Raw genomic sequence first — 11593 nt, forward strand, 5'->3', positions numbered from 1 at the left:
TATCAGGCCGAACCGGGCAAGCGAGGGTAATCCATGAGACCCCAGAGGGGCCTTCCGGAGGTCACACAGAAGGATTGCCGGCTTGACAGCCTCTTGCCCCGCCCCTAGCATCATTGGCCGCCATCTTCATTTAGTCGCTTCCCCATCAGTATGGACTTGTCGGAGATTCGCGCTCCCGTCGCAGAGGACATGCAGATCGTCGACCGTTTGATCTTGCGACGACTCAAGTCCGATGTGACCCTTATCAACCAAATCGGTCACTACATCATTGAGAGTGGCGGCAAACGGCTGCGCCCGCTCACCGTGCTCCTAGTGGCTCGTGCCTGCGGCTATCAGGGTAACCAACATACCGGGCTTGCCGCCGTAGTGGAGTTCATCCACACCGCCACCCTCCTCCACGATGATGTCGTCGACGGTTCGGAGCTGCGCCGTAGCCGCGAGACCATCAACGCGGTATGGGGCAACCAGGGGAGTGTCCTGGTTGGTGATTTCCTCTATTCGCGCGCCTTCGAGATGATGGTGGACCTGGACAACATGCGGGTGATGGACGTCCTCTCCCACGCCACCAACCGCATCGCCGAGGGTGAGGTGTTACAGCTGCTCAACTGCAATGATCCGGACACCACCGAAGCGCGTTACCTGGAAGTCATCGAGCGCAAGACCGCGACCCTGTTCGAGGCTGGTACTCGCCTAGGTGCGGTGCTTGCCCAAGCCCCGGAAGCAATGGAAGCCGCCGCCGCCCAATACGGGCTCCAGCTCGGAATCGCCTTTCAATTGGTGGATGATGCCCTCGACTACCATGCCGACGATGACCGATTAGGCAAGAACCTGGGCGATGACCTGGCCGAAGGCAAGCCCACACTCCCGATCATCCGGGCGATGGAGGTAGGCACCGACCAGGAACGCAGGCTCCTGCGCCAAGCCGTCGAGAACGGCGGACGGGATCAAATCGATGCGGTTGCCGAGGCGATTGAATCGACAGAGGCCATTGATTACACTATCTCGGTTGCGCGCCGACACGCACAGTTGGCCAAGGAATCGGCCGCGATGCTTCCCGAATCGGTCCAGCGCACGGCGTTGAAGAAGCTGGCGGATTTCGCCGTTGCGCGCACCTACTAACTAAATCGGGGTGTAGCTCAGTCTGGTAGAGCACTACGTTCGGGACGTAGGGGCCGGAGGTTCGAATCCTCTCACCCCGACCAATTCATACTCGATTTCTGTTCCCTCGCGATGTCGCGAACGGCGCGTCCTAGCCTGTACGAGCTTATTTCGTCAAACCGTCCGCATTCCACATCCAGCGCCCATGAGGTTGTCTAAATCCGTACCGGATGGCAGATTGTCGTTATGACCTCCGCTGTTCAGCTCTACGAAGCGCTCGCCACAGCGCCGGACGACAAGACCCGTGCGAAGCTGATCGCGGAGGCCATTGAGCGTCTGGAAGAACGCTATCCCCACCTCCCCGACCTCACTACCCGGGCCCATCTGCGGGAAACAGAGCTTTGCCTGCGCGAAGAGATCGGACAGGTCCGTGCGGACCTCAAGGCCGGGATCGAGCAACTCCGCTCAGAAATCGAGCAGCTCCGCTCGGAGCTCAAGACCGAAATCGCGAACGTCAAGCTGGATTTGATCAAGTGGATCGTCCCGATGATGTTCGCCCAGGTTGCGGTCATTGCAGCCCTAGTCAAGCTATTGTAGGTCACCGCGTTCTTAAGTACGCCGCTCCATGGTCACTACGACGACAACAAGAAACGACGCGTTGAGCAACTTTGATGAAGACCTCACACGCAACTTGACACATCCCGGAATCGTTTGATCATCCAGGTTTCTGAGTCGAATCAAGCACAAGCAAGGAATGCGAGTTCCTGCATTGCCGGTGGGAACCATTCGGGATCTACATGGAGCGAGGATCACATTGCCCCAACGAAGATGCAACCGTAACGAAGAATCGGCCTCTTTATCCCACAGGAGCTCACCCATGAACGAACACGCCATCAGTTGGTTCGCGATCCCTGTTACCGACCTGGAACGTGCAAGGACCTTCTACAGCACCCTGCTCGGTATCACAATGCCCGATCTTGTCACCCCGGCTGGGACCTGCGCAGTGTTCCCCCAGATGGAGACCGGCATCTCCGGCTCCTTGAATCCCTTTATGGGCTTTAAGCCAAGCGCCGACAGCGGCGTGACCATTTGGCTCGATGCGGGCGATGACCTACAGGTTCCACTCGATCGTGTTGCAGGGGCGGGCGGTAAAGTGCTGCAGCCCAAAGAACAGATCGGCGAGTTCGGCTACATCGCGATGATCCTCGACACCGAGGGGAACCGCATCGGCCTGCATTCACCGAACTAGGTCGTGTTGACATTTAGAAGGCCCACACAGCGGACTCTACCTCAGACCCGTAGGGTGGGCTGCGCCCACCAGCTAGGCACGGTAGTGGTAGGCACAGCCCACCCTACGGGTTACCCGCAAAATATGCAGAAATTGGGTACTAGTACCTGGTTTCATGTGATATTGCAAATTCGTAGCATTGAGAGTGAGGAAGCTCGCATTAAGCTCAAGCGACTCTACCTGCAATATCAAGCGAAATGAGGTACTAGGCTCTTTCCCAACCAACACCCGGTCCAGCCGCTCCAGAGAAACGGTAGCCGGCATATCGCACTTCGCCCAGGCCTCCTTCTTACTCAGCTTGCCAGGTAACGAGCGCAGGTCCATCCGAAGGTGGAAAGGTTCTAGCGGGTTCGGCGCGGTGGTGCTCAGCGGCACGCTGGTGCAAAGCTGGTTCGAGCGCCGGGGCCGTGGTGAGATCACCACCACCGGCCGCCGTTTGATCATCTCGGGGCCTCGAAACCGGTATTGAAGTCACACATCGGCACCATGCCGGGCTGGGGATGAAATGTCAGCGGCATCTTTAGCGGACCACTGCTTCAGCGTCGAAAACCTGGTCGAGCCGGCTGTTGGTAGTCACCGCCAAGACCTGTTTCCGAACGGCATCATTCCCGACATCCAGCCGGAAATACCGCTCCACCCCATCGGCTCCCTGCTGCTTGCGGATCAGTTGTATCCGGTCGAACAAGGTCCAGTGCCGCTCCGCGAACTTGGCCAGGCCCACGGCCTTGGCGGCATTATCCTTCAAGCTCGGATCGTGGGGCTCCAGAATATCGCACAGAAAACCCTTTGCATCCCGCCTCACCACCAGCAGATCGGGGAACATGGGTTTCACGTTTCCCGCCTCCTCGTAAGGAATCTCCAGCGACCAAGGCTTGCGGTCCAGATTCCTCAGCCAACCGATCACCGACGAGTCGGCAAGTTCCTCCCGCAACACCCCTTGCTCCCAGGTCCCGAGGTCCGCCCGAAACTTGCCGTCATCTTCAAGAAACAGGTGCTTGGCGTACTCGGGGGCCGTCGGGGAACGGCGGAAGTCGATGGTCTCCGGCAAGACCCACGGAATCGTCTGCGGAACGCTGGTAGCCAGGCGCAACCGCTGAAAATGCTGCCGCCGCTGCTCCTTCAGCTTGCCAATATCCCGCTTGTGCTGGGCATAGAGCGTATCGAATTGGCCCTCCGCAAAGGCCTCCAGGCGCTTCATCCCCGCGTGGTCCTGGGCCAGCACAACCGCCTCCACCTTCACCGCATCGGCGTCCCGATCCCCCCCTGTTTCGGACCGATAACGCCAGTAATCCATGTGCAGCCCGTTGCCCAGTCGCCGCCCCGCTTGCTCAAAGTGGCGGTCGATGTCGGCGGAAGCCGCCTCGATGCTGTACTCCCCTTCATCCTCCGCGACGCCGGTTCCATGCCCCACGGCAATGGTTTTCAGGTCAATGCCGGTAATCTGCTTGGCCCGTTCCTCCAGCGTCCCGGCATCCCGCAACCGCTGCACCTCCGCGGTCATCTGCTCGACAATCCGCGTCTTCACCGTCCCTTGCGCGTCTTCGTCGATGCGGTCATGGGTCAACCCGCGCCCCAATCCCATCAAGCGGCGCAAGGCACTTTGCCTGCGCACGGCATTCACCCGGTAGGTCACCAGTTCGCCCAGCGCCTTAAATACCTCCTCCAGGCCCTCGCGGCGATACAGGGTCACCAACTCCCGGCTGGTGCCCGTTTCGGACGGCGGCACGTCTTCGACGTTCCTCAAATCCTCAATGACCGATTCCACCGTGGCCCGGTCGTAATGGGGCAGGAACAGATGCACGTCGTTCAGCGCAGCATCGGCCTCCACCCGCCGCGCCAGCGGCGTCCGCACCATGCGCCCGAGCAGCTGGGCGATGTAGGTATGATCCCGCGCCCGCCGGAACGACATCATCACCTCGGCGCGGGGGCAGTCCCAACCCGTGGAAAGGCTCATCTTGAACAGCACCACCCCGATGTTGCGCTCTTCCTCGATACGGGAGGCCTCGATGCGCCGCACCCGGCGGCCATCCACGTCCAGATCGCCGCTGTCATTGAAGGTGTGCGCCACCTCGCCTTCCCGCAGCCGGCGGCCGATGGCGCTCTCCAGTGTCGCCAGGCTGGTGCTGAGGTTGGTCCTGGTCAGCGTCTTGTCGCTGCCGTCCTCCACCTGAATCACCAGGATCGGCCACACGATCTCTTCATCCTGATTTCGGCAATAGGCCGACCAACCCTTTTCGATGGTCTGCCAGCGGTGCGCCGCCTCGGCCAATAGCGTCATCTCCGCCCGACTGGCCGCATCCGGGTAATGAATCAGGATGCGGTCCTTGAGCAGCCCCGATTCCCGCACGGCCTCGGCCTCGATATAGACCTTGTGCACCGTGTGCGTAGTGCCCGACAACAGCAGTTCCTCGAACCGACTCGGCGTGGCGGAGACCCCGATCACCTGCGGCATCCGGCACAGGCCATCCTCCGGGCTGCCCAGCAGGAACCGTTGCAGAATCGTCCGCGCCTTCTCCGCCGCCTTGCCACCGCGCATCCCCCGGTGGGCCTCATCGATCACTACATAGAAACGGTCCGGCACGGCCTGGGCGGTCTTGGTCAGGGTCTCCCAGATGGAATGGGTCCGCTTGTCACCCCCCTTCTGCGTCAGCAACTTATCGGTACCGAGCTTCTGGGTGTTCATGAAATAGATGTGGCCGCCCGCCAGCCGTTCGGCGTCGAAGTCGGCATCGATCGTCACCAACTGGCGTACCCGGATGCGGTCGGATTTGCCCTCGATCTTCAGCCGGGTCTGCTCATTCAGTTCCGGTCTCCCCCCGGGGTTTCCCGATAGCGGTAACCCATCTCGGGGAACACCGTCAACAGTTTTGCTTTATGATGCCATCCTGTAAGACCTACCGCGCTCACCGCATCCTACGAGGCCTCAGGCGGCTTGCCGTTCGGTGGAGATCCGGATTCACCCTGCGGCGGTGATCCGCTGAAATGCCAGCTCCCGCATATCCGCCTGAACCGATGCATGTTCGATCGTCATACCGAGTACATTGCCCTGTGCATCCAGGTCGATGTAGAGATTCTCGCTGATCTCGCGGGTCTCGGATACGGGGTGGTCGGACAACTCCATGTGCGCCGTATCCGTGTCTTCGAAATACTTGATCTTCATTTCATGGCTCCTGAAAGTCCCGGTCGAAAAAGGCGTTATGGACGGTCTCGCCATCTTCGAGCAGGACGATGCGCAGATATTTTTCCACCTCCGCAATATAACCCCACTTGCGAATCCGGCCATCCTTTTGAACCTAGGTAGCCAATGGCCGGCGATCTACCGCCTCGATCCACGCCAGCTCGATTCCTGCCCGGTCGGGCCGTTGACGGGTGTAGAGAAAATATCGGGTGAACTTCATGTCCCATCCCCGCCCTTGTTGATGACAAAGTTCTCCAGATAATCCCGGTAGAGCTGGATCAGATTCGGCACCCGCAACTCCCCCGCCATCTCCTGGAAGGCCTCCTCCGAATCCGTCACCAGAAAGACATGGGTCAGATCGTCCCGACCGTCCAACTCGGCGGCAAAATCCGCGAACCGGGTTTCATCCACCAGCACGGCAAAGGGATTCCGTTCCGGGATCAGCATAGCCGGAAGCGGTTGGTTTGCCGGTAGCTCCGGGCGTGGCCCAATGGCCCCGGCCCGCAGCCAGAGCAGGGGCAGAATCTCCCGGAACTGGCGGCCCAGGGCCACATGGTCCTTGTCCAGGAAATCGAGCCGGAAATACTCCAGATTGGCGGCAAAGCCCTCCCGCATCGGGCGCTTTTCTTCCTCGGTAACGATGACTGGCCCGAGCAGATCATGGATGCGCGCCCTCAAACCGTCGAAGGTCGCCTTGCCGGCGGTGACCATGTAGAAATCTTCGATGTGTTCCTGATCCTCCAGCGCCTCCAGCCAGGCATCGGCCTGCGACTCGTCGAACAGGATAGAGGCCGGGTGCTTCTCGGAGACCACGAAAGCGGAATCCTTCTTCACCTCCGATTGCGGGATGCCCTCGATCAGGGCCACCAACTGTTTCTTCTTGGCGGCGGTATTCAAATCTTCGATGGAAGTGAAACCGATCTGCTGGAATTTGCGGGGCTTCTCCTTCTCGATAGTCTTGCCGGTCAGATATTCGCCGTCCAGTTCCGAGCCGTCATCCCGTTTGCCAAGAATCGTGTATTTGGAACGGGGCCAGGTGACGGATTGGCAGATGCCGTGTTGTTCCCACGCCGTGTTTCCGGGATGTAAACCTTGCTCGCTAAGTGTTCTGGATTCTTCTTCGGAAACTTCATTGTTGGTAACAAGGACGCAACGCCTCACACCATTATCTAATTCATTAAGCAGATTTACGGCGTGAAGGGTTGTGCCGGAACCAGCAAAAAAATCAATTATTAGGGCATCTGGCTTTGCTGCACCAGATACTCTAAGCGCGTCTACAACAGAAAATGGCGATTTCGGAAAAGGAAAGGGGCGGTCACTTCTCCCAAGAATTTGTTCAAGCTCCGAAGCCCCATGGGCCACAATCGAGTAATTATCTGAGTCCCACCATGTAGAAGGCAGCGAACCTTCCGGGTTTGGGCGAAGTTTTCTCCATATTACAAAGTTGCCATCTGAATTCTCTCGAATCTCAAATTCCTCCGATCCATCCATCATCTTTGCCGGAGACAAGCTCCAGATTCTTTCTCGCCCATCATCGCCAATAGGAAACATCTCAACTTCCCCCTTTTTAGGAGTGTCCCGAACATCCCACTGCCGGGTTTCTTTATTCCAATCCATGGCTGGAACCCTAAAACCATCAGCAGTCACATAAAGAGGGAAATACTGTTTGGGCCGAGCTTTTCTGAACGTATTTGCCCCACCTCGTTTTCTTAGGTTTTGCCAACCGAATGGCCCTTTATCATCAGTCTCGCAGAAAAATACCTGTTGACCTCCGGATATAGGGACCCGACCGATGGATGCACTCTCACCCTTACCAAAAAACAATGCGTATTCATGGTTTACACGAAATCCCCTAGTGGAAGGCCGTCCAGATGGGCTGGTTCTAACGACAGCAGTACCGAGGTATGACAATTCATTTAGAGATGAGGAAATCAAAGTTCTGATGTGATGATGCTCAAAATCATCAATCGTTATACATAAGATTCCATCCTTCCTTAACAACCGAACGGCGATCTTCAATCGCCGCCTCATCATTGCCAACCATTTGCTATGCCTCCAGTTGTCATTGGCATCCACATAATCATTGTTGTATTTCCAATCCCTCGCCCCGGTGTTATAGGGCGGATCGATATAGATGCAATCCACCTGCCCGGCATAGAGATATTCCAGCAATTGCAGGGCGTGGTAGTTGTCGGCCTCGATCAGGGTATGCCAAGGGGCATCCTCCGGTCCGTTCTGTACCTTGTCCACCGGCGTCAGGGCGGGAAAGATGGGCTCGCCGAACCGGCGCACTACCACCAGATCACCCACCGGAATCCGGCGCGTCTCGCCACTGCCGATATTGCGGCAATGGGCCTCGCCGTCGCGCATGGACAGCACCCGCCACAGATCCAACAGCGGCCCATCCCGCAGCGCCACCTTGCTATGCCTGCGTATCTTGGCGCCGTAGATGGGGGTCAGCTCCGGCAAGTGGTCCTCGAATACCAGGCCGAACTTCTTTTCCTTGGTAAGGCGGCGCAGCTCCACCGCCAGGCGCTCGCGCAACGCCTGGTCCTCGATCTGGACAATCAGGTCGTCAATCGCCGCCACGGCACGGCTCCTTGTTGGTTCCGTAGTTGTTCATGCTTAGTAACGATTCAAAAAAGAGAACCCAGAGAAAGAAACGCTAAGGCGCAAGGACGCCAAGACGCAAAGATTCTTTGTTCTTTCTTTGCGTCTTGGCGCCCTTGCGTCCTGGCGTTAAATGGGCCGGAAAGTGAGCGGCCAAGCATAAATTTTTCAAACTGAGCCACTGCCCTCCCAATCCAGCCCTGGACAATGCGCCGAAACCCGTTATAATGGGTGCCTACAAGGTGGCCCAAAAGGTGAGTCACCTGAATAGGCAGGCCCCGATACGGCGGCAACCGTACCGAGGCCCTGACCACAACCCAACCTGTATGGAGGTTCGGCCATGGCTAATGACCATTCTACCTTTACTCTCAACGGTGAGACTATCGCCCGCATCCGGGATGCCCTGCTGATCGGGCTTGCTGCCTTTGGCGAGATCGAGCGGTTATCCGCCGTGCAAGAAATCCGAGCAATGAAGGGGAAACCGGTTAAGAAGGACCTTCGAGTTATCCACCCCACCGGCGCGTCGGATACGGTATCTCGATTTGCCGACGCCCTGCGCACCCTGGGCTGAGTCATGGGCAAACTTACCGACCGTAAGGTCCGGAACGTCGGACCCGGTAAGTACAACGACGGCGGCGGGCTGTGGCTCGCCGTTGCCAAGACCGGCACCCGGAAATGGTGCTTGCGTTACACCATCGACGGCAAGCGCCGGGAGATGGGCTTAGGCGGCTTTTCGGACGTGAGTCTGGCCGAGGCCCGCAACCTGGCCGCCAAGTATCGCAAGCAAGCCAAAGCCGGTATCGATCCCATCGAGGCCCGCCGCAATGCCCGCAACCGGCCCACCTTCACCACCTGCGCCGCCCGGTACATCCGGGCGCACCGGCGCGGCTGGAAGAATACCGAACATGCTCATCAATGGGTCCGTACCCTCAAGACCTATGCCTGCCCGGTAATCGGCGCCAAGCCGGTAGACGTCATCGGCACGGACGACGTGCTGGCAATCCTGACCCCGCTCTGGAACACCAAGACCGAGACCGCCAGGCGGCTACAGGGACGCATGGAAGACGTGCTGGACTATGCGGCGGCGCATGGCTACCGGGACCAGGCCAACCCGGCCCGCTGGCGGGGACACCTGGAGCAGCTGCTACCCGGATCGAAAACCAGGTAGAGGCGGCCTACCGACGCGGGGACCTGTTCGCCAAACGTGCCCGGATGATGCAGGCGTGGGCGGAGTTCATAACCAGGGTGCCGGCGCCAGTGACCAGCTTACCGACGGCCGAGAAGATCCCGGCCCCGGCCAACAAACCTGCCGGTGCCTTATGGCCCTGCGGAGAAATCCCTTGCAGAAGAGGTAACTTACTGGAAAGAAAGGGTCTTTATTCTATGATTGGCGGAGAGAGAGGGATTCGAACCCTCGATGGGCTATTAACCCATACTCCCTTAGCAGGGGAGCGCCTTCAGCCGCTCGGCCATCTCTCCAAAACAAGATGCGGTACCACCGGCATCCGCAACCGCAGGTTACCCCCTGAGCTGCAGGCACGCTGTTACAGCCTTGCCTTCTTTTAGAGAAGCCAACAGGGGGAAGAGAACAGGCAACATCACAAAGCCCGATCAGGGGCGGAGGTCGTATCCCTGCCCTAGTGTTTGACTACTCAGGAACAGCATCAGGGACGGCTTTGGCTTCATCTTGCTGTGTAGCCTGCTCTGCTTGCTCCCGCTTTATGCGCTCGTAGATTTCTTCGCGGTGTACCGCTATGTCGCGGGGCGCGTTGACGCCGATGCGCACCTGATTTCCTTTGACACCGAGTACGGTAACGGTCACCTCATCGCCGATCATCAGGGTTTCGCCGACTCGTCGGGTGAGTATCAACATTGTTATTTCTCCCTCATCTCCTTTTCCAGATCGCGACCCGTCTCCGCCATGGCCAGCGTTTTGCGGTGCCACCGAACGGAGATCAGTCACGGCCAACCAAGCATGGAATCCAGAGTTAAACTCCACATTTCCTAATTCTAACAACAGCTCAGACTACACCAAAGTCTTTTTGTTACCACTGCCTTACCATCATTGGGGAAATCAGGCAGACAGGGGCTTAAGAAGCTGTTTGGTTAACCAGATAGTTTCTCAGTCCCCATGATGCAATTCGAAGGCCTGGTGCAAGGCCCGCACGCCGAGCTCTAAGTACTTTTCGTCCACGACCACGGATATCTTGATCTCCGAGGTGGAAATCATTTGAATGTTGATACCCTCCTTCGCCAGGGCGGCAAACATCTTGCTGGCGATCCCGGCGTGGGAACGCATGCCGACGCCGACCAGAGAGATCTTGACGATCCGATCGTCGCCCGCGACCTCCCGCGCCGCCAGGGACCGCGCCGTGGTGTCCAATATTTCCAGGGCCCGCTCATAGTCGTTGCGGTGAACGGTAAAGGTAAAGTCCGTCGTGGCCTCGTCGGCAGTGACATTCTGGATGATCATGTCGACTTCGATATTGGCCTCCGCGATGGGGCCAAGGATCTTGTGGGCTACGCCCGGCTGATCCGGAACGCCTAGGATGGTGAGTTTGGCCTCGTCGCGGTTGGATGCAATGCCGGAGATAACGGCGCCTTCCACTGCTTCCTCCTCGAAACTGATCAATGTGCCCTCCCCATCTTCATCTTCGAACTTAGGGCTGGGGAGCACCCGCAAGGGGACCCGGTACTTGCCTGCAAACTCCACCGCCCGGATCTGCAGGACCTTCGAGCCCAGACTCGCCATCTCCAGCATCTCCTCGAAAGTGATGCGGTTGAGCTTGCGGGCCCGCGGCTCGATGCGCGGGTCGGTGGTGTAGACACCATCCACATCCGTATAGATCTGGCACTCGTCGGCACCCAAAGCGGCGGCCATGGCCACCGCCGAGGTATCCGAACCGCCACGCCCCAGGGTGGTGATGTCGCCCGCTTCGTCCACGCCCTGAAATCCGGCCACCACGACCACGCACCCGGCATCCAAATCGGCCTTGACCCGGGCGCCGTCGATTTTGCGGATCCGGGCCTTGTTATGGGCACTGTCGGTGCGGATGTGGACCTGGCCCCCGGTATAGGACTTGGCGGGACAGCCTAAGTCCTCCAGCGCCATGCTAAGCAGGGCGATCGTGACCTGCTCGCCGGTGGACAGGAGTACGTCCATCTCCCGCGGGTTGGGCCGCGCCTGGATCGCCTTGGCCAGGGCGACGAGACGATCGGTCTCGCCCAACATGGCCGAAACGACCACCACCACCCGATCGCCCCGCTCGCGCCAGGTCCTGACCCGTGCCGCGACGGCCTTGATCCGTTCGATACTACCGACGGAGGTGCCGCCGTATTTCTGGACGATCAGGGACATAGGACTTCCCGGATGGCCTATCTTTTTCAGGAAGGGAAAACTACGAATCACGCGAATCTAC

Annotated in this window: 11 protein-coding genes and 2 tRNA genes; 6 read left to right on the plus strand and 7 right to left on the minus strand. The window is 58.7% G+C overall.

What is annotated here, in order from left to right; translation table 11 throughout:
- Positions 1-150 precede the first annotated feature (150 nt).
- The 4 genes from E1958_RS03745 (at position 151) to E1958_RS03760 (ending at position 2347) form a co-directional block, all read left to right on the plus strand.
- Entirely contained in the window at positions 151-1119 is a 969-nt protein-coding gene (locus E1958_RS03745) for a polyprenyl synthetase family protein (RefSeq protein WP_133510680.1), read from the plus strand.
- A gap of 6 nt (positions 1120-1125) precedes the next feature.
- A tRNA-Pro gene (locus tag E1958_RS03750) sits at positions 1126-1202 on the plus strand.
- 142 nt (positions 1203-1344) lie between these two features.
- A complete protein-coding gene (locus E1958_RS03755; protein ID WP_133510681.1) occupies positions 1345-1695 on the plus strand; it encodes a CCDC90 family protein in 351 nt (116 codons plus the stop codon).
- A 280-nt stretch (positions 1696-1975) separates the two neighbouring features.
- A complete protein-coding gene (locus E1958_RS03760; RefSeq protein ID WP_089728273.1) occupies positions 1976-2347 on the plus strand; it encodes a VOC family protein in 372 nt (123 codons plus the stop codon).
- Positions 2348-2419: 72 nt separating this feature from the next.
- Here the strand turns inward: E1958_RS03760 and E1958_RS21865 are convergent, their stop codons facing one another.
- From E1958_RS21865 to E1958_RS03785, 4 genes are all read right to left on the minus strand, one after another.
- Positions 2420-2830, minus strand: coding sequence for a type II toxin-antitoxin system PemK/MazF family toxin (locus E1958_RS21865; RefSeq protein WP_133510682.1), 411 nt, complete (start codon positions 2828-2830; stop codon positions 2420-2422).
- A gap of 76 nt (positions 2831-2906) precedes the next feature.
- Entirely contained in the window at positions 2907-5126 is a 2220-nt protein-coding gene (locus E1958_RS03770) for a DEAD/DEAH box helicase (RefSeq protein ID WP_133510683.1), read from the minus strand.
- Positions 5127-5342: 216 nt separating this feature from the next.
- A complete protein-coding gene (locus tag E1958_RS03775; RefSeq protein ID WP_089728268.1) occupies positions 5343-5546 on the minus strand; it encodes a DUF2283 domain-containing protein in 204 nt (67 codons plus the stop codon).
- A 234-nt stretch (positions 5547-5780) separates the two neighbouring features.
- A complete protein-coding gene (locus E1958_RS03785) occupies positions 5781-8153 on the minus strand; it encodes a site-specific DNA-methyltransferase (protein ID WP_165741676.1) in 2373 nt (790 codons plus the stop codon).
- Between the two features lie 361 nt (positions 8154-8514).
- Between E1958_RS03785 and E1958_RS03790 the strand changes: the two genes are divergently transcribed.
- The gene (locus E1958_RS03790; protein WP_133510684.1) at positions 8515-8745 is read left to right on the plus strand and encodes a hypothetical protein; all 231 of its coding nucleotides are present in this window, start codon (positions 8515-8517) and stop codon (positions 8743-8745) included.
- 3 nt (positions 8746-8748) lie between these two features.
- Entirely contained in the window at positions 8749-9342 is a 594-nt protein-coding gene (locus E1958_RS03795) for a tyrosine-type recombinase/integrase (RefSeq protein ID WP_133510685.1), read from the plus strand.
- A gap of 220 nt (positions 9343-9562) precedes the next feature.
- Here E1958_RS03795 and E1958_RS03800 read toward each other — a convergent pair.
- From E1958_RS03800 to E1958_RS03810, 3 genes are all read right to left on the minus strand, one after another.
- Positions 9563-9653: transfer RNA gene (locus E1958_RS03800), tRNA-Ser, on the minus strand.
- 169 nt (positions 9654-9822) lie between these two features.
- Entirely contained in the window at positions 9823-10047 is a 225-nt protein-coding gene (csrA, locus tag E1958_RS03805) for a carbon storage regulator CsrA (RefSeq protein ID WP_133510686.1), read from the minus strand.
- A 249-nt stretch (positions 10048-10296) separates the two neighbouring features.
- Complete coding sequence (locus E1958_RS03810) at positions 10297-11532, minus strand: aspartate kinase (protein WP_133510687.1); 1236 nt, start codon at positions 11530-11532, stop codon at positions 10297-10299.
- Positions 11533-11593 lie beyond the last annotated feature (61 nt).

It is taken from the genome of Candidatus Thiosymbion oneisti (genome assembly GCF_004359955.1).
In the GTDB taxonomy this organism is placed as follows: Bacteria; Pseudomonadota; Gammaproteobacteria; order Chromatiales; family Chromatiaceae; genus Thiosymbion; species Thiosymbion oneisti.